The 18977-nt window shown below is 48.5% G+C and carries 15 protein-coding genes; 12 read left to right on the top strand and 3 right to left on the bottom strand.

Annotated features, from left to right (window positions below):
- The first annotated feature begins 8 nt into the window (after positions 1 to 8).
- Together BUC22_RS08435 and BUC22_RS08440 are read left to right on the top strand one after the other, a co-directional pair.
- Positions 9 to 302 carry a chorismate mutase gene (locus BUC22_RS08435; protein WP_013379057.1) on the top strand — a complete coding sequence of 98 codons (294 nt, stop codon included), beginning with the start codon at positions 9 to 11 and terminating at the stop codon, positions 300 to 302.
- Between the two features lie 173 nt (positions 303 to 475).
- Positions 476 to 3904, top strand: a complete 3429-nt coding sequence (locus tag BUC22_RS08440; RefSeq protein ID WP_013379059.1) for a pyruvate carboxylase — start codon at positions 476 to 478, stop codon at positions 3902 to 3904.
- 47 nt (positions 3905 to 3951) lie between these two features.
- Here the strand turns inward: BUC22_RS08440 and BUC22_RS08445 are convergent, their stop codons facing one another.
- Positions 3952 to 4380 (bottom strand): CBS domain-containing protein, encoded by a 429-nt coding sequence (locus tag BUC22_RS08445; RefSeq protein WP_013379060.1) that lies wholly within the window; start codon positions 4378 to 4380, stop codon positions 3952 to 3954.
- A 441-nt stretch (positions 4381 to 4821) separates the two neighbouring features.
- Here BUC22_RS08445 and cdaA point away from each other — a divergent pair, with 441 nt between their 5' ends.
- The 9 genes from cdaA (at position 4822) to BUC22_RS08490 (ending at position 16042) form a co-directional block, all read left to right on the top strand.
- Positions 4822 to 5703 (top strand): diadenylate cyclase CdaA, encoded by an 882-nt coding sequence (gene cdaA, locus BUC22_RS08450; protein ID WP_013379062.1) that lies wholly within the window; start codon positions 4822 to 4824, stop codon positions 5701 to 5703.
- Positions 5663 to 6886, top strand: a complete 1224-nt coding sequence (locus tag BUC22_RS08455; protein WP_227929787.1) for a CdaR family protein — start codon at positions 5663 to 5665, stop codon at positions 6884 to 6886. The genes cdaA and BUC22_RS08455 overlap by 41 nt, the downstream gene beginning before the upstream one ends.
- Before the next feature lie 204 nt (positions 6887 to 7090).
- Positions 7091 to 8179 carry a 3-phosphoserine/phosphohydroxythreonine transaminase gene (serC, locus tag BUC22_RS08460; protein WP_013379065.1) on the top strand — a complete coding sequence of 363 codons (1089 nt, stop codon included), beginning with the start codon at positions 7091 to 7093 and terminating at the stop codon, positions 8177 to 8179.
- A gap of 136 nt (positions 8180 to 8315) precedes the next feature.
- A complete protein-coding gene (locus BUC22_RS08465; RefSeq protein ID WP_013379066.1) occupies positions 8316 to 9485 on the top strand; it encodes a phosphoglycerate dehydrogenase in 1170 nt (389 codons plus the stop codon).
- Positions 9486 to 9503: 18 nt separating this feature from the next.
- Positions 9504 to 10745 carry a DUF1015 domain-containing protein gene (locus tag BUC22_RS08470; protein ID WP_013379067.1) on the top strand — a complete coding sequence of 414 codons (1242 nt, stop codon included), beginning with the start codon at positions 9504 to 9506 and terminating at the stop codon, positions 10743 to 10745.
- A 30-nt stretch (positions 10746 to 10775) separates the two neighbouring features.
- Positions 10776 to 11981, top strand: coding sequence for a dicarboxylate/amino acid:cation symporter (locus BUC22_RS08475; RefSeq protein WP_013379068.1), 1206 nt, complete (start codon positions 10776 to 10778; stop codon positions 11979 to 11981).
- Between the two features lie 143 nt (positions 11982 to 12124).
- Positions 12125 to 13498, top strand: a complete 1374-nt coding sequence (locus BUC22_RS08480) for a uracil-xanthine permease family protein (RefSeq protein ID WP_013379069.1) — start codon at positions 12125 to 12127, stop codon at positions 13496 to 13498.
- Between the two features lie 133 nt (positions 13499 to 13631).
- The gene (locus BUC22_RS08485) at positions 13632 to 14357 is read left to right on the top strand and encodes an ABC transporter ATP-binding protein (protein ID WP_013379070.1); all 726 of its coding nucleotides are present in this window, start codon (positions 13632 to 13634) and stop codon (positions 14355 to 14357) included.
- The gene (locus BUC22_RS08490) at positions 14354 to 16042 is read left to right on the top strand and encodes a putative ABC transporter permease subunit (protein ID WP_013379071.1); all 1689 of its coding nucleotides are present in this window, start codon (positions 14354 to 14356) and stop codon (positions 16040 to 16042) included. The genes BUC22_RS08485 and BUC22_RS08490 overlap by 4 nt, the downstream gene beginning before the upstream one ends.
- A 46-nt stretch (positions 16043 to 16088) precedes the next feature.
- Here BUC22_RS08490 and BUC22_RS08495 read toward each other — a convergent pair whose 3' ends face one another.
- Together BUC22_RS08495 and BUC22_RS08500 are read right to left on the bottom strand one after the other, a co-directional pair.
- Positions 16089 to 17405: a bifunctional folylpolyglutamate synthase/dihydrofolate synthase gene (locus BUC22_RS08495; RefSeq protein ID WP_013379072.1), complete on the bottom strand. Its 1317-nt coding sequence runs from the start codon at positions 17403 to 17405 to the stop codon at positions 16089 to 16091.
- Positions 17406 to 17426: 21 nt separating this feature from the next.
- Positions 17427 to 17990 carry a 5-formyltetrahydrofolate cyclo-ligase gene (locus BUC22_RS08500; RefSeq protein WP_013379073.1) on the bottom strand — a complete coding sequence of 188 codons (564 nt, stop codon included), beginning with the start codon at positions 17988 to 17990 and terminating at the stop codon, positions 17427 to 17429.
- A gap of 164 nt (positions 17991 to 18154) precedes the next feature.
- Here BUC22_RS08500 and BUC22_RS08505 point away from each other — a divergent pair, with 164 nt between their 5' ends.
- On the top strand, positions 18155 to 18835 hold the full coding sequence (locus BUC22_RS08505; RefSeq protein WP_013379074.1) for a DUF1638 domain-containing protein: 681 nt from the start codon (positions 18155 to 18157) through the stop codon (positions 18833 to 18835).
- Positions 18836 to 18977: the final 142 nt, after the last annotated feature.

Consider the following 18977-nt stretch of genomic DNA (forward strand, 5'->3'; position numbering starts at 1 on the left):
GAGTAAATATGGCGAAATCAATTGAAGAAATCCGGGTGCGTATTGATGAAGTAGACGCGGAAATGCGCGCTCTTTTTGAGGAACGGCTCGATCTTGTTTACCAGGTAGCTGAATATAAATTCACAAATCATGGAGAAATATTCGATCCCAAACGGGAGGCAGAGGTCGTAAAAAAGCACACAGAAAAATTAGAAAACGCGGATTATAAAAAATATTATACGGAGTTTATCCATGCCGTTATGGACCAGAGCAAGAGGGTTCAGCAGGCATATATTGATGAACAGGATACGAAGATGGTTTAAAAATGGTGTTTTTCAAATAAAAACACTTGTTTTTATCTTAAATAACAAAAATTTTTCTTTTCATTGGCTGAAGGTTTATATATAATAGAGTAACAATAAATATTTATGCACTGGTCTGTCACGCTTAACCAAGCGCGGCAGGCTGTAATTTTATAGTGAAGTGAGAGTTGCAAATGAAAAAATTTAACAAGGTATTGATTGCTAACCGCGGCGAAATCGCCATTCGTATTATTCGTGCCTGCCAGGAGCTTGGTATCCAGACAGTTGCCATCTATGCCCAGGAGGACAAGATGTCTCTGTTCCGTTCCAAGGCGGATGAGGCTTACCTGATTACCGGTACTACCGGTCCGGTCGAAGCCTACCTGAATATGGACAAGATCATCTCCCTGGCCAAGAAAAAGGAAGTGGACGCCATCCATCCAGGTTATGGCTTCCTGTCCGAAAATCCTGAGTTTGCCAGACGCTGTGAAGAGGAAGGGATTGCCTTTATCGGACCGACCCACACCATGATGGAACAGATGGGCGATAAAATCCAGTCTAAAATTGTGGCTAAATCCGTTAATGTGCCCACCATTCCGGGTGTCGAAAAGCCCATTACCTCAGACAGAGAGGCGGCGGAATTTGCAAAGGTGGCGGGTTATCCGATCATGCTTAAGGCTGCAGCCGGCGGCGGCGGACGCGGTATGCGTATCGTTCGCGATGAAAAGGACCTGTTAAAGGAATACCATTCGGCTATGAGTGAGGCTACCAAGGCCTTTGGCGACGGCACCATCTTTGTTGAAAAATATCTGGAAGAGCCAAAGCATATTGAAGTCCAGATTCTGGGCGACGCTTATGGCAATGTAGTCCATCTTTTTGAACGTGACTGCTCGATCCAGAGACGCCATCAGAAAATTATCGAGTTTACGCCGTCGCTCAGCATCAGCGAGGAACAGCGTCAGGCCATCTGCGCCGATGCTTTGAAGCTGGCTAAGGCGGTCAATTACCGCAACGCCGGTACCATTGAGTTTTTGGTGGATAAAAAAGGCGATCATTACTTTATTGAAATGAACCCGAGAATCCAGGTAGAGCACACTGTTACCGAACTGGTCACAGGTATCGACCTGGTTCAGTCCCAGATCATGATCGCTGAGGGCTATCCACTGGATTCGGATGAGATTAACATCAAGAGCCAGGAAGGCGTCAGAAGCCGCGGCTATGCTATCCAGTGCCGTGTTACCACCGAGGACCCCAAAAACCATTTTATGCCGGATACGGGCCGTCTGGACGTTTACCGTACCGCCAGTGGTGCGGGTATCCGTCTCGATACCGGCAACGGCTTTACCGGCGGCGAGATCACCCCTTACTATGACAGCCTCTTAATGAAATCCACCTCTTATTCCAGAACCTTTGAGGATACTCGCCGCAAGGCGCTTCGTGCCCTTAAGGAAATGCAGATCGAGGGTGTTCAGACCAACAAGGACTTCCTGATCAACGTTCTGGAACACGATATGTTTAAGAGCGGCAACTGTGATACCAAATTCATTGACGATCACCCTGAGCTGTTCAATATTCAGGCAGAAAAGAGCCAGGCCTACGACGTGATCCGTTACTTTGGCGAAATGGCTGTCAATGAAACCTTTGGTAACAAACCGGATTTTGATGAACCGGAAATCCCAGAAATTCCGAGAGGCATCGAGCTTCGCGGTACCAAGCAGATTTTGAATGAACAGGGTCCGGATGGCCTGGTTAAATGGATTCAGAGCCAGGACAAGCTGCTTCTGGGCGACACCACACTGCGCGACGCGCACCAGTCTCTGTTTGCCACCCGTGTCCGCAGCCGCGATATGATCAAGATCGCCAAGGAAACCGCCTATCTTGGACAGGATATTTTTGCACTGGAAATGTGGGGCGGCGCTACCTTTGACGTAGCTTATAATTTCCTGAAGGAATCTCCATGGAGAAGACTGGACGAGTTGCGCAAGCGTATTCCAAACATCCTGTTCCAGATGCTGCTGCGCGGGGCCAACGCGGTCGGTTATAAAAACTATCCGGACAATGTATTGCGTAAGTTTATCAAAGAATCCGCCGAGGGCGGGATTGACGTCTTCCGTATTTTTGACTCCCTCAACTGGATGGAGGGGATGAAGGTCTCCATCGAGGAAGTCCTGAAAACCGACAAGGTCTGCGAAGTCGCTATGTGCTACACTGGCGATATTCTGGACCCTAAAAAAATAAAATACGATCTGGACTACTATGTGCGCATGGCTCATGAAATTGAGGCAACCGGTGCGCACATCCTGGCCATTAAAGATATGTCTGCCCTGTTAAAACCGGCAGCAGCATTCAAGCTGATCAAAACCCTGAAGGAAGAAGTGAAGATCCCGGTTCGCCTGCACACGCACGATACTGCGGGCAACGGCGTCGCGGCCATTCTTATGGCCACCATGGCAGGTGTAGATATCGCCGATGCGGCTTTCAGCAGCATGAGCGGCCTGACCAGCCAGCCGTCCTTAAACTCTGTGGTTGCGGCTCTGGCCAATACCCCGCGTGATACGGGCATGAGCGAGGACGATCTCCAGCTGATTTCCGATTACTGGGAGACAACCCGTCAGGTTTACGGTAAGTTTGAATCTGGCTTGAAATCCGGAAGTGCGGAAATTTACAAGCTGGAAATTCCAGGCGGTCAGTATTCTAATCTGAAAAGCCAGGTCGAAAGCTTTGGTCTCGGCCATAAGTTCAAAGAAGTTAAGCAGAAATATATGGAAGCCAACGTCCTTTTAGGTGATATTGTCAAGGTTACCCCATCCTCCAAGGTGGTTGGGGATATGGCGATCTTTATGGTACAAAATGGTCTGGACAAGGATAATATCTACGACAAGGGAAAGGATCTCGCTTACCCAAATTCAGTTGTGGATTATTTCAGGGGGATGATTGGCCAGCCTGAGGGCGGTTTTGATCCGAAGCTTCAGGAAATTGTTTTGAAAGGCATTGAACCCATCACCGTCCGTCCGGGCACCCTGCTCCCGCCGGAAGATTTTGAGGCGATCCGTGCAGAATACCGCGATGAGTTTGGCATTGAGCTGGCAGAACGCGAGGTCACGAGTGCGGCGCTGTACCCCAAGGTCTTTAAAAATTATGTGAAATTTTATCAGGATTACGGCGATTTCATGCGTATGGATACGCACGCTTTCTTCTATGGACTCAAGGAAGGTGAAACCGCTGAGGTTGAGGTGGATAAGGGGAAACGCTTTATTATCCGTATGGTTAAGATGGGGCAGCCCAACGAAGAAGGCTACCGTCCTGTCCTCTTTGAGGTCGATGGTTTCCGCCGTGAAATTTATATCGAAGATAAGCGAAGCCTGTTCTCCAAAGAGAAAAGCACCATGCTCAAGGCAGACAAAAACAATCCAAAAGAAATTGGGTCTGGCATCCCTGGTACTGTCTTGAAGGTATTGGTGAATGAGGGTGACGAAGTGGCTGAAAACCAGCCGCTGATCATCGTTGAAGCCATGAAGATGGAAACAGAAATTGTGGCCCACGCCGCAGGAAAAATTAAAGAAATTTATGTGTCCGAAGGACAGAGCGTCCAGTCCGGCGAACTGATTCTCACAATGGAATAAGAATAAAAAACCCGCGTTGCCGTAAAAATGACAATGCGGGTTTTTACTTACCCCTCGATGGGCGCGTCGATTTCTTTGAGGTAATTCAGCAGCTCTTTAATCAGCTCCTGTCTGCGCAGGATGCCGATGAATACATTCTGGTCATCGACCAGTGGGACGAAGTTCTGGTGGGTGGCCATCTCCAGGATGGTCTCGAAGGAATCGTCGACACGGCCAGCCTCGGCCTTTGTTTTAAAATCAATATCCTTGACAGCAAAGTCCTTTAAGGCGATCTCGGGATGCTCCATGCTCAGGGCCAGCGTGCGCAGGAGGTCGCCCTCTGAAATCGTGCCAACATACTGCCCGCGTTTATTAATAACCGGCATGGCTGTGTAGCCGCTTTTCAGGAACAGGTCATAGGCCTCCTCGAAGGATTGATGGTTATATAAGAAAATGACGTCACTTTTGGGGATCAGGTAAAAAAGATGATTTTTCATAGAAGTGCTCCTTTGCATCAATCAAAAAATTAAAACCGGCTCCATATTTCTGTACCTTTGTACGATGGAACCGGTTTTAATTCTTTGGTTCAGTTTGCATTTTTGGTGGTCTCACCCCTTTCCTGTAAATTTTATCAATTCACTCGGATAGATTCTTTTTCAAATAAAATATGATGAACTTACCAGTATACCTCGGCTGCGAGATTGTGGCTTCTAATTCTTTTATTTGACGTTTGCTACAATGCTGTAGAAACACTTAAAGTAATCTTCTTTGTAATTGATTATGATATTATTATACCACCTTTTCTGGATTTGTAAACGTTATTTTTGTAAAGAAGTGTATCAAAATTGTAAAATGAAAAAAACTTGTTCAAATCTGGTTATAACTTAAGAAAAAATAGTGTATAATAAATGCATACTACATATGGGGATAACAACGGTATGGAAGAACTACGTTTATATATACAATCAAGAATAACAGTCAGCAGCGTCATCGAAGTTATCATTATTACTTTTTTAATATACAAGGTTTTGATGTGGATACGCGGTACCCAAGCAGAGCAGGTGGCAAAAGGGATCATTATTTTACTGATTCTATCGCCACTCAGCAACTGGTTGGGTTTTACAACGTTGAACTACTTAATCAACAGCATGTTTACCTTCGCGTTCATCATTTTTGTGGTGGTGTTCCAGCCCGAACTGCGCTCTGCCCTTGAGCAGCTGGGAAATAACAGAGCCTTTAAACAGGTTTTTAGGAAAAGCAACCGTGACAGGGCGAGGATGCTGAACGATATCGGGGAGATCAGCCGGGCTGTGGGGAACCTTTCAAAGGAGCATATCGGCGCGCTGATTGTCTGCGAGATGAACACCGGGCTAAACAACATTGTGGATACGGGTATTGAGCTGGACTCAGACATCAGTCAGGAGCTGATTGAAAATATTTTCACACCAAACAGGCCGCTCCATGACGGCGCAATGGTGGTGAAGCTCTGGACAAACCAGATCCGGGCGGCGGGCTGCCTGCTGCCTTTATCCGACAACCGTTATCTGGGCAGTGAGCTGGGAACCAGACACCGGGCAGGCCTGGGAATCTCGGAAAAATCTGACGCCATTACCATCATCGTTTCAGAGGAAACGGGTACCATTTCATATACGGAAAAGGGCACACTGACCCGGAACATGACGCCGGCGATGGTTGAGCAGCTCTTAACAGACCGTTTTATGGCAAAGGATGACGAAAATGACAGTGAAAAAGGATTCTTTAAATTCCGAGGAAAAAAAGATGGCAACGAAGAAGAAAAAGAAACAGATATCAATCAATGAAAAAACCATAAGGCTGCTGAGTTCAGCGGTCCTGGCCATTATCCTTTGGCTGTTCATCAATGGGAACAGCAATGATATTGTTCCCCAGGATATCAACGCCATTCCAGTCACCTTTACAAATATGGAAACCCTGCAGGAAAAGCATTTGGTGCTTGAGGATAACCGTAATTATTATGTTAACCTGCGTGTGCAGGGGACAGACCGGAGTCTCCAGGAGATCAATACCAATGAGATCACCGCAGAAGTGGATATGAAAGATATCGATAAAAAGGGCGAGTATAACCCTGAGATTGTCATCAAGGGGCTGTCCAACTCCGTTATTCTGAAAGAGGTTAATCCAAGCACACTGCATCTGGTAGTGGACAACGTTATTGAGTCCGAAAAGAATGTAGAGGTCATTACGCAGGGTAAGCCTGGCAATGATAATGCTGTGATCTCAGCCACCAGCACAGAAAAGGTTCAGGTAACCGGCGCGGAAGACCGCATTGCGGCCATTGATAAAATTGCGGTCACAGCCAATGTAAATGGCCTGACCGAGGATACCTCCAGAATGCTGGAAGTGACACCCTACGATAAAGATGGAAATATTGTCAGCGGCGTTGAGTGCGAGCCGGATGTTGTCCGCGTTAATATTGAGGTGGGTAAGACCAAAACGGTTAACATCACCCCGCCGGCAACGACGGGTGACCCCCAGTCTGGCTACAAGGTGACCAGCGTGACCGTTGACCCGACCCAGAAAATGGTCGGCGCCAAGCAGGAGGTTCTGGACACTATTCAGAACATTCAGATTGATCCGGTGGATGTTTCAGGGGCCAATAAAGCGGTGACAAAGGAGGTTACCCTGAAGCTGCCGGATGGGGCTTCTTTCCTGGATAATGGGAATAAAGCCACTGTCACTGTCAATATTGAACCGATTATTGAAAAGAGCTTTACGATCAGCAGTATCGAGACCCGAAATGTGGGTCAGGGGCTCACCGCCGCCAAGGTAAAGGATTCTTCGGTAGTTGTGAAGCTGAGCGGTACAGCCACCGAGCTTAACAAGCTGACAGCGGATAACATCAAGGCTTTCGTTGACCTGAATGGTCTCGGAAAGGGTGACCAGGAGGTCGCGATCCAGATATCCCTTCCATCTGACCAGATTAAGAGTATCACACCCGCCAGGACAACGGTGACCATTGAATAAAGAAAGTAAAAAGCCCAGCGCAGAACTGCGCCGGGCTTTTGTGTTTAACAGAGGATTAATCCGGAAAAACTGCAAAGGTTTTAATGCTGATTTAACAGGAATATTGCTTACTTTATCTTGAAAAAGGAGAGCGGTTAATTTATAATTATACAATGCACCTAAAATGATGCAGAAATCATACCAATTTTTTAGGAGGAATTTATAGTGGAAAGAGTTTACAATTTTTCTGCCGGTCCATCTGCTTTGCCGGTAGAAGTGCTTGAAAAAGCCGCAGCAGAAATGCTCAACTATGGTGGAACCGGAATGTCTGTCATGGAAATGAGCCACCGTTCTGCTGCATTTGCTGAAATTTTGGCTGACGCTAAGGCGTTGTATAAGGAATTGATGGGCGTGCCGGACAATTACGACATCCTGTTCTTACAGGGCGGCGGTTCTACACAGTTCGCCATGATCCCGTTAAACCTGATGACAAACACCGGTAAGGCTGACTTTGTGATCACTGGTAACTGGGCTAAAAAAGCTTTCCAGGAAGCCGGACGTTATGGTGACGCTCAGGCCGTTGCATCCTCTGCGGATAAGACATTTTCTTACATCCCCAGGCTGGATGCTGCAACCTTCAGAAAAGATGCGGATTACTTCTATATCTGTGTCAATAACACCATTTACGGAACACGCTTCAGACCAGACAATCTGCCGGAAACAGGCGATGTGCCGCTGATCGCAGACATGTCTTCCAATATTTTGTCTGAAGTATATGATGTGTCCAAGTTCGGACTGATCTTCGCTGGCGCTCAGAAAAACATGGGACCGGCCGGCGTGGTTGCGGTCATTATCCGTAAAGACCTCGTTGGACATGCTATGGACATGACACCGACCATGCTGAATTATCAGACACATGTGGATGCAGACTCCTGCTACAATACCCCGCCGTGCTATGGCATTTATATCTGCAAACTTGTTTACGACTGGGTAAAAGCACAGGGTGGTGTTGCAGCCATGGAAGCCTTTAACAAAGAAAAATCTGCGAAATTGTATGATTTCCTGGACAACAGCGCCATGTTCAAGGGAACCGTTGTTCCAGAAGACCGCTCTTTAATGAACGTGCCTTTTGTAACCGGAAACGAAGAGCTGGATGCGAAATTTGTTAAGGAAGCCAAATCAGCAGGCCTTGAAAACCTGAAGGGCCACCGCACTGTCGGCGGTATGCGCGCCAGCATTTACAACGCAATGCCAATGGCAGGCGTAGATGCACTCATCGACTTCATGAAGAAGTTTGAAACAGAAAACAAATAAATAAAAAACATTCATTGACAGCACGTTAAGCACCGGCGCCCGTATTGCAGGCGCACCAAATACTGCGTGTAGTAAAGCCTGGGTAGTGTCGAAGTAGGCCAGGATTTGCTGCAGCTGAATTGAAAGGTAATTACAAATGAATTTTGAAGTACAAACCCTCAATAATATCTCTAAAAGAGGTCTTAAGTTATTAGATGAAAACTACACTGTTGCAGATGCTGTAGAAGCACCGGATGCCATTCTCGTGAGAAGTGCAAAAATGCACGATATGGATATTCCCGAGAGCGTTAAGTTTATTGGCCGCGCAGGCGCGGGCGTAAACAATATTCCAATCGATAAATGCTCTGAACTGGGGATTGTGGTCTGTAACTCTCCGGGAGCCAACGCCAACGCTGTTAAAGAGCTCGTGGCGCTGGGGATGCTGATGTCCTCCCGTAAGGTAGTGGACGGCGTCGAATGGACGAAAACACTGCTTTCTGAAACCGGCGATGTCGGAGCAGCTGTAGAAAAGGGAAAGAAGGCCTTTGTCGGGCCGGAATTGTACGGTAAAAAAATGGGCGTTGTCGGCCTTGGGGCTATCGGGGTACTGGTAGCGAACATGGCAGTAGATTTTGGTATGAAGGTCTACGGCTTCGACCCCTATTTATCCATTGAACATGCTTGGGGATTAAGCAGAAAAGTAAAACGGTCCACAAGCAAGGAAGCAATCTTTAAAAATTGCGACTATATCTCCTTACATATACCCTTCATGGAAGAAACCAAAAACTTTGTGGATGCAGACATTTTAAAGGAAACGAAAAAGGGCCTGCGTCTCATGAACTTTGCCCGCGGCGGTCTGGTCGACGATGCAGCCATCAAGACGGCTCTTGAAGACGGAACCGTTGCCGCATATGTTCTGGATTTCCCTAATGAAGAAACCTTAAAGATGCCGAATGTGATCAACATTCCCCATCTCGGCGCCTCCACACCGGAGAGCGAAGAAAACTGCGCGGTTATGGCTGTAGAAGAACTGCGCGAATACCTCGAAAATGGTAACATTGTAAACTCTGTAAACTATCCAAACTGCAGCATGGGTGTATGCAACAGCGTACACCGCATCACCGTCAATCACCGAAACATTCCGAACATGATCGGTCAGATCACTGCTGTGCTCGCGGGACACAACATCAATATCTCTGACATGACCAACAAAAACCGAGGTGAATGGGCGTATACCATGATCGACGTCGACAGCGAAGTGGGCGATAATGTGAAAGAAGCGTTAAAGACCATTGAAGGCGTCACCCGCGTCCGTGTTTTAAAATAAGGATAAGGAGAACGCGATATGGCAACAATCAGACCCTTTAAAGCCGTTCGTCCTGTTCCGGAAAAAGCCGCTGATGTGGCAGCACTTCCTTACGATGTCTATAATCGTGAGGAAGCGGCTGCTGCCGTTTACGGCAAGTATGACTCTTTTCTGAGAGTTGACCGTCCGGAAAGCACCCTGGATCACCGCATGAATATGTACGATCCCTTTGTGTATGAGCAGGCAGCCAAGAACCTTCAGAAGCTGTATGACCGCAGGGTCATCGCTCAGGATGAAACGCCGAGCCTTTATCTTTATGAGCTTGTTATGGACGGCAGAAGCCAGGTAGGCCTGGTTGCCTGTACGGCCATTGACGAATATCTGGACAACACCATTAAAAAACACGAGCTTACCCGTGAGGATAAAGAGCAGGACCGTATTAAGCATGTGGATGCCTGCAACGCCAACACGGGCCCGATCTTTCTGACCTACCGCGGACAGGAGGATATCAACGGCATTATTGCCGAAACCATGAAAAACAAACCGGTAGTTGACTTTACAGCCGACGATGGTGTTATCCACCGTGTCTGGGTCATCGACAATGAAGAAACCATCGGCCGTCTGGTCGAGGATTTCAAAAAAGTCGGTAATTTCTATATTGCCGACGGACATCACCGCTGCGCGTCTGCCGTTAAGGTAGGTCTCATGCGCCGCGAGGAGCGCCCGGATTATACCGGAGATGAAGAATTCAATTACTTCCTGTCTGTACTGTTCCCGGATGAACAGCTTGCCATCATGGACTATAACCGTGTGGTAAAGGATCTGAACGGCTTGACTGCAGATGCGTTCATCGAAGCGCTGGAAAAACAGTTTGACGTGGAAGAAAAAGGTACAGAGCCTGTCCATCCGCCTGCAAAGGGCACCTTTGGGATGTTCCTGGAGGGCAAATGGTATCTGCTGACGGCCAAGGAAGGCACCTATGCTGCCGACGATCCGGTGGGCAGCCTGGATGTGGCGATCCTGCAGAATAATATTCTGATACCTATTTTAGGCATTGAGGATATCCGCACCGATAAGCGCATTGACTTTGTCGGCGGTATCCGGGGCCTTGGTGAGCTTGAACGCCGTGTCGGCGAGGACATGAAGGTGGCTTTTTCAATGTATCCCACCGCGATTTCCGAGCTGATGGCCATCGCAGACGCTGATCTGCTCATGCCGCCGAAATCCACCTGGTTTGAACCCAAACTCCGAAGCGGGCTTTTTATCCATAACCTGGATTAAGCGAAGCGCTTGAGGAGGTTCAAGGCCATTATGGGGAAAATCAATTTAGGCATATTGCCGAAGCTCTTGCTGGGGATTTTGATCGGGATACTGGTCGGGTCCCTCGGCAATCTTTTTAACGTAAGCGATGCCCCGGCTTTTCGCCTGGTCATCGAAATCTCAGCGACGTTCACCTCGCTGTTCAGCACTTTTTTACAATTTTTGATCCCGCTTTTAATCGTCTCCTTTGTGGCAGTCGGTTTGGCAGATCTTGGCCAGAAGGCCAATAAACTTTTTCTTGTTACGCTGCTTTTGGCTTATTGCTCTACGGTGCTTGCAGGCCTTCTGGCGTATTTTTTTGGATACGCTGTACTCCCGCAGTGGATCAGCCCCATCAGCAGTATGAATACCAGCGGAACAGAGTTTTCACCGCTGTTTACCATCAGCGTCGATCCGGTATTTGGCGTTATGACGGCTTTGATCCTGGCCTTTGTGCTGGGGATCGGCCTTGCAAATATTAAGGGAGAGCGTCTGCTGGGCTGTCTGAAGGATTTACAGCAGATTATTACACTCACGCTGAAAAAGATCATTATCCCGCTGATCCCGGTTTATATCGCTACGCAGTTTGCCGGTATTGCCGCGTCGGGAGAGCTTTTTTCAACCATTAAGATGTTCATCATGCTCTTTGTCATGATCCTTGTTTTTCAGTGGGTTTATCTCCTTGTTCAGTTTGGCGTCGCATCGCTTTTAACAAGAGAAAATCAGTTCAGGAAGATCAAAAATATTATTCCGGCTTATTTTACCGCGCTGGGGACTCAGTCGTCAGCGGCAACCATTCCGGTTAATCTGGAATGTGCCTATAAGAATAAGATCACGAAGGACGTGGCAGATTTCTGCATCCCTCTGTGTGCGACCATTCATCTGGCCGGCGATACGGTCTGTCTGGTGCTTGGAACCATGGGCATTATGCTGGCAAGCGGGATGTCGCCGGATTTCGGCCTTTACCTGCCGTTTATCCTGATGCTGGGCGTCACGATGGTCGCAGCCCCGGGAGTTCCGGGCGGCGGTGTTATGGCAGCTCTTGGTATTATCGGCTCCATGCTTGGCTTTACCGAAAGCATGCAGTCTCTCATTATTTCGCTGCACTTTTCCCAGGACAGCTTTGGGACGGCAACGAATATTATGGGTGACCAGACTATTGCCTTTGTGGTGGACGCTGTGGACCAGAAGCACAGTGAAAGGCAGACAGAAGCCTGATAAGCAAAACCCCGTGGGTTCGCTGTTTGCGATCCCGCGGGGTTTTAAAAATATTTGGAAAAGCCGCGTTAATATTTTCTTGAAACAGACAGCCATATCGGATATACTTACTAAGTTACCGAGAAATTACAAGGAGAAATGAAATGAAGGAAAAAGAAAACATAACGGCCAGCGTCAGCAATATTTTCAAGCTTGACGGCCGTGTACCGGTCTCAAAGGCCATTCCTTTTGGTGTGCAGCATGTGCTGGCCATGTTTGTGGCTAATATTGCCCCGATCCTTATCGTGGCCAATGTCGCCGGACTCAGTGAGGATCAGAAGGCCATGCTGGTGCAGAACGCCATGTTTATCGCCGGGATTGGGACGCTGGTACAGCTTTATCCCCTGTGGAAGCTGGGAGCCCGACTGCCCATTGTCATGGGGATCAGCTTTACCTTTGTCACGATTTTGAGCTATGTCTCTGCCACCTACGGCTACGCGGCCGCCATGGGCGCGGTGCTTGTCGGCGGGCTCATCGAGGGGACGCTGGGACTTTTCGCCAAATACTGGCGGAGGATTATCTCGCCCATTGTGGCAGCCTGTGTGGTCACCTCTATCGGATTTTCACTGTTGATTGTGGGCGCAACCTCCTTTGGGGGCGGCAGCGGCAGTGAAACCTTTGGCTCAGCCCAGAATCTGATTCTGGGAAGCGTGACACTGGTGTGCTGCCTGCTGTTCAATATTTTTGCGAAATCCTACTGGAAGCAGCTCTCTGTGCTGTTTGGTCTGGTGGTCGGGTATATTCTCGCGATTTTTATGGGAGCTGTGGATTTTTCAGATATGAACAGTGTGGGGGTGATCGCCCTGCCGCAGTTCATGCCCTTTGTTCCAGAGTTTAATCTGGGCGCCATCATCGCTGTGACCCTGATCTTTCTGGTCTCAGCCACTGAGACGATCGGGGATACTTCTGCCATGACTGTGACAGGCCTGGGCAGAGATGTGACGGACCGGGAAATCTCAGGCTCGCTGGCCTGCGATGGTTATATGAGTTCTATCTCCTCTCTGTTTGGCTGTATGCCCATTACTTCTTTCAGCCAGAATGTCGGCCTTATTGCCATGACAAGGGTGGTCAACCGTTTTACCATTATGACCGGCGCCTGTGTCATGATTCTGGCCGGGCTTGTGCCAGTGGTCGGAAAGCTTTTCGCAACGCTGCCTGAAGCGGTGCTGGGAGGCTGCACCATCATGATGTTTGGCACCATTGTTGTCAGCGGTATCCAGATGATCACCCGCTGTGGCTTCAACCAGCGCAACACCATCATTGTGGCCCTTTCACTGAGCGTGGGGATCGGTTTTACCGAGGTCCCAGAGATTTTCACGATCTTCCCTCAGATGGTTCAGCAGGTTTTTGCGAATAATTGTGTGGCCATTGTCTTTGTAGTAGCCATTATCCTGAATCTGGTGCTGCCAAAGGATATGGAGGTCAAAGCGCCAGCAGCGGAAAAAAGCGAAGAAAATCCCGAAGCGGTTGCGGAATAGAAAAACTGAGAACCCCTCTGTCTGAGATCAGGCAGAGGTTTTTTTAATCTTTATCATTTCTTTAAACTTTATAAAAGCTAACCAAAAGGGTAGCGGTTATAATAGGGCTAACAAATCAAAGGGAGTGACCTGAATGTTAAAGATAAAAAATGTTTCAAAAACCTACGGCGACAAAAAAGTAAAGGCCGTTGACGATATTCACTTTGAGGTGCGGCCAGGTGAGATTTTCGGATTTGTGGGACCAAACGGCGCGGGCAAGACCACGACCATTAAAATGATTGTTACCCTGCTTAAGCCAGACAGCGGACAGATATTTATTGGCGGTGTGGACAACAGCCAGAATATCATGGGCGCCAAGCAGCAGTTCAGCTATGTGCCGGATAATCCTGAGCTTTTTGAAAAGATCAAGGGGATCGAGTACTTGAACTTTATGGCCGACGTTTATGAGGTGCCGGAGGCGGACCGGGCAGCGCGTGCGGAAAAGTATCTGAAAATCTTTGAGCTTGACAAGGCAGTGGGGGATCCCATCAGCTCTTATTCTCATGGGATGAAGCAGAAAATTGCCCTGATCGGCGCTTTAATCCACGACCCGAATCTTTTTGTGCTCGATGAGCCTATGGTGGGCCTGGACCCTAAAGCCTCCTTTGAGCTGAAGAAAATTATGCGGGAAATGTGCGACCGTGGAAAATCAGTGTTTTTTTCCACCCATGTGCTGGATGTCGCCGAAAAGCTCTGCGACCGGATCGCCATTATCAACAAAGGACAGATTATCGAGATTGGCACCATGGATGAAATCCGGGCAAAGGTAGGCAGTAAGGAATCCTTAGAAAATATCTTCCTGGAGTTGACGGAAAAATGAAAGAAATTATCAGCTTGACCAAGCTTTTTATCAATACTAACCTGGGATTGTCTCTGATCCAGTATAACCGTAAAAACAATAAAAAGGCCTTTTTAAAGCAGGTTGGGCTGCCTGTCCTGGTGCTGGTGGCGATGCTGCCGCTCTATGGCCTGTATGTGGCATATATGGCTATGATGTACACAGGCATGGCAGCCATCGGTCAGGTGTCTGTGCTTCTGCCTATGGCCTATACTGTGATTTCAGTGGTGATCATTTTCTTTGGCCTTGCCTATATTATGGCAGAGTTTTACTTTTCGGGCAGCGTCGAAATGCTTTTGCCTCTGCCCATTAAGCCGAGGAATATTATCATCGGTAAATTTGGCAGCATTATTTTTATGGAGGTACTGCTGTCCGCGGCGCTTATGCTGCCTCCGGCTGTTATTTACGGCATGGGGCAGGGAATGGGAATCCTCTATTACATGATGGCGCTGATCGTCATTGTCATATTGCCAGTGCTGCCTCTGGCGCTTGAAACGCTGCTGATTATGCTGCTGATGCGCAGCAACAGCTTTAAGGGAAAGAAGGATGTTTTCCAGATTGTTGCCCTGTTTGCGGTGCTGGCGTTTTTCCTGGGCCTGCAGATGTACCTGTCGAGCATGGCCGGCGGCAGCGATGACCCTATGACAATGGTCAACAGCATGCTTGCCGACAACGGCTATCTGCTTAAGACGATTACCCGGATGTATCCGGTCAGCCTGCTGGTGGCCCAGAGTCTCAACAGCATTACTTTGACAGGGATGCTCAGCCTGCTGGGGCTGTTTATTCTCACCGCGGCGGCCTTTGCCCTGATGGTTTTTGTGGGAGAAAGGGTCTATGTAAAAGGGCTGATCTCTGGCAAGGAAAGTGGCAGGGGCAAAAAGGCCCTGTCCGTTACGAAGCTGCAAAAAGCCCTGTCGCACCGGTCCGCTCCGGCGCTGGCAGTGTTTAAAATGGATATGCGCCTCCTGCTGAGGACGCCGATTTACTTTTTTAACAATGTATCGATTGTGGTGGTAGTGCCCTTAGTATTTTTGATGTCTATGTTCTTCGGAAAATCCGGCGGAATGGACATTATGACCCTTGTGTCAGATTTTTATAAGGCGGCGCCCGATGCCATGAACCTGATTCTGATCGTTGTATTCATGTTTTTCGGAAGTATAGCCTGTACCACAGCTACCACCTTCTCCCGGGAAGGCAAAAACATCTGGCTGACCTGCATCGTGCCAGTGCGTCCGCTGGACCAGATGATCGGGCGTGGCCTGAGCGCTTTGTGTATTCAGTTGCTGGGCATTGTTTTTACGCTCATTCTGCTGGCGTTCATTACGCCGCTGACCCTTGGGACAGTGGTTGTTTCGCTGGTGCTTGGTACCATCGGCTCCTTCCCGCTGCTGGCCTTTGGCCTGATTGTGGATATGATGCGCCCGCTGCTCAACTGGGATAATCCGCAGAAAGCGGTCAAGAACAACATGAATGTCATGATTGCCATGATGGTGGGCTGGGTCTACATGCTTCTGGTAGTGGGGATTTCCGCTGCCACAGGATTTTTCATCGCGCCGGTCTTCGGGTACAGCTTTTTCGCTGTTGTCTCCATTGTCATCAGCGTTTTGCTGCTGATGGTGGTTAAAAAGCATCTGGAAGAACGGATGCAGATGATGGATGTGGAATAACAACCGGCATTAAAAAAGCGCCTGACGGCTGTCAGGCGCTTTTTGCTTATGCTTCTTTGGTTTTTAATCTTTTTACAATGGCAGTGCGGGCGACTCCGATCATATAAAGGGAGCCGACAAACACGTTGATCCGGTCTTCTGCGCTCAGGTCGATGCTGTCCACTGCGGCTTCGATGGTGTCGTAGAAATTGACATTTTTGCCGTACTCACGGTGAATCAGCTCAGCCATCTTATCGGCTGGAAGGGCGCGGTCGTTTTCGGGTGTCAGGGCATGAACGTCGCCGGTCACAGGCATGAGGTATTTAAGGGCCAGGTCGATGTCCTTGTCGGCCAGCATGCCAAAATAAAGGTTAATCTTATTTCCCGGGAAATAGGTCTTGATGTTTTTGACAAAATACTCGATGCCGTTCGGGTTGTGGGCGCCGTCAATCAGAATAATGGGGTCGTGGTGAAGGATCTCAAAGCGTCCGTGAAAGGTGACGTCTGAAAGACCGGCGGTAATGGCCGATGTGGGAATGGCATAACCCTTTTTCAACAGGATTTCCAGGGTGTTGAGCACGGTCAGACAATTTAAAATCTGGTGCTCACCCAGAAGCTTCAGCCTGAACGTATCCAGTCCGGCAATACCGCCGGGCTTTTTATATTTCAGGACCTGCCCGTCAAGGCTTTCGGAAACCCGGCAGATATTGTCAGGGTTGACGATTGTGAAGGGCGCTTTCATGGATTGAGCATAGCTTACGATGACGTCCTCAGCTTCCTTTTCCTGAGGGTAGATGACGACGCTCGTCCCTTCCTTAATAATCGCGGCTTTCTCACCGGCAATTTTTCCGATGGTGTCGCCAAGGTAATCGGTGTGGTCCAGGCTGATGCTCATAATGACAACGGCCTCGGGAGAGGGAATGATGTTGGTGGCGTCCAGCCGGCCACCCATGCCAACCTCAACCACGCAGAGATCGGCTCCTTTTTCATAAAAATATTCAAAGGCCAGGGCGGTTTCGATCTCGAAGCCAGTGGGGTGCGGCTCACCCTTTGCCACCAGCGTGTCGCAGGCGGCCTGAACTTTTTTGGTTACCTGCATCAGGTCGTCATCCGGAATGGGGACATTGTTCAGCTGAACCCGCTCGTTAAAGGTTTCGAGGGCCGGGGAGGTGTAGAGACCTGTGGTGTACCCGGCGGTTTTGAGAATGGTGGAGAGCATGGTGCTCACCGAGCCTTTGCCGTTGGTACCAGCCACGTGGATACATTTCAGCTTGTCCTGCGGGTTGCCCAGTTCACTGAGCAGCAGGCCGATGCTTTCAAGGCCCAGCCGGATACCAAACTTCCCGTTGGATTCGATAAAGTCAATGGTTTCCTGTACATTCATTTTTCTGTTTTTTCTCCTTGGTTACCGGCAGGCCTTGACCCGGTCTTCGGTAATGATGATGTCCACACTCTTGTCATGGGGTTCCATGGGGATTTCATCATAAATAAAATCTTCACGGATCAGCGCGACGGTTTTGCAGTCGGGCCGGATGGTTTCAAGAAAACGGTCGTAATAGCCTCCGCCAAAGCCCATGCGGTTGCCCGCTTCGGTAAAAGCCATACCGGGTACCAGCACCAGATCCAGCTTTTCGGGCGCGACCACGCGGCGGCAGTCGTTTTTAACCTCCAGGATGCCATAATGCCCTTCCTCCAGATCACCCGGGAAGTTTAGAATCTCAGACAGGATGATGGTATGGTCCGCGGTGTTGCAGATCGGCACGACCACATGCTTGCCCTCGGCCAGTGCCCTCTCAATCAGGGCGTGGGTGTGGATTTCGGTGCCGAAGCTCACGTAGAGCATCATCCAGTCCGCGTCTTTGTATGCGTCGGAGTGAATGAAATTGTCAATGATCTGTGCGTCGATTTCCTTTGAGTAAATGTCAGAACGTTTCTTTAAGGTTTCCTGACGAAAAGCTTTTTTATCCATAATTTCTCCTTTGTGATTATACCTGCATTTTCTCCCATTATATCATCTCTTTTACACGGTTGATAGAGAAAAATTTTTGCATCGCGGGGTTAAATGCGCTATACTTATCTATGAATGAGGAAAATGAAAAACGGGACTTGAAAAAGTAATGAGGGGATTGCAAAATGAAAAGAAGAAAATTATTGGCCTGTGAGACGATTAAGGATGAAGTCGAGCTCATTAAGGAAAAATGCGGCGTCGACATTGAAACTGTCTGGATGGATAACACACTGCACGCTTACCCTGAAAACCTGAGGGACGCTCTTCAGGCAGAGATTGACAAGGCAGAGCCGGAGGCCGAGGAGCTGTTGTTTGCTTACGGCAACTGCGGCAATGGCCTGGTGGGGTTAAAAAGCAGCAGCGCAACCATGATCATTCCCAAATATGGGGACTGTATTGACATGTTTTTGTCGAACCTTGAAAATCTGGAACGGGTGCGGACCACCACCTATTTTCTGACAAGGGGCTGGCTGGACGGCAAGCAGAGCCTGGAGTGGGAGATCGACTACAATTACAAACGCTTTGGCGAAAAGCGGGCCCGGAAAATCATGGACATGATCTACCGGCACTACAAATATCTGATGCTCATTGACACCGGCGCCTATGATCTTAACCAGGCGAAGCCAAGGGTGGATAAGATCGCTGAGACCATTAAGCTGGAACCGGTTGTTAAGCAGGGGGACATCAGCCCCATCGAAAAACTGCTGATGGGTAACTGGGATGAGGAACACTTCTGCGTGATCCCACCGGGGCGTGAGACTACCTATCATGATTTTGACGGCGCGAGCTTACGTTTACCTTGCTAAAACTTGTTTTTTTTGTTACAATTTAAATATATCTGTTACAATGCTTTCAGATTTCGACGTTTTTTAAAGTTTTTTATAAGTAAAATGACCTATAATAAGACAGCAGAAATAAATAATTTGTAAATTTTTATGAGGGCTGTGT

The organism is Eubacterium callanderi (assembly GCF_900142645.1).
GTDB lineage: Bacteria > Bacillota > Clostridia > Eubacteriales > Eubacteriaceae > Eubacterium > Eubacterium callanderi.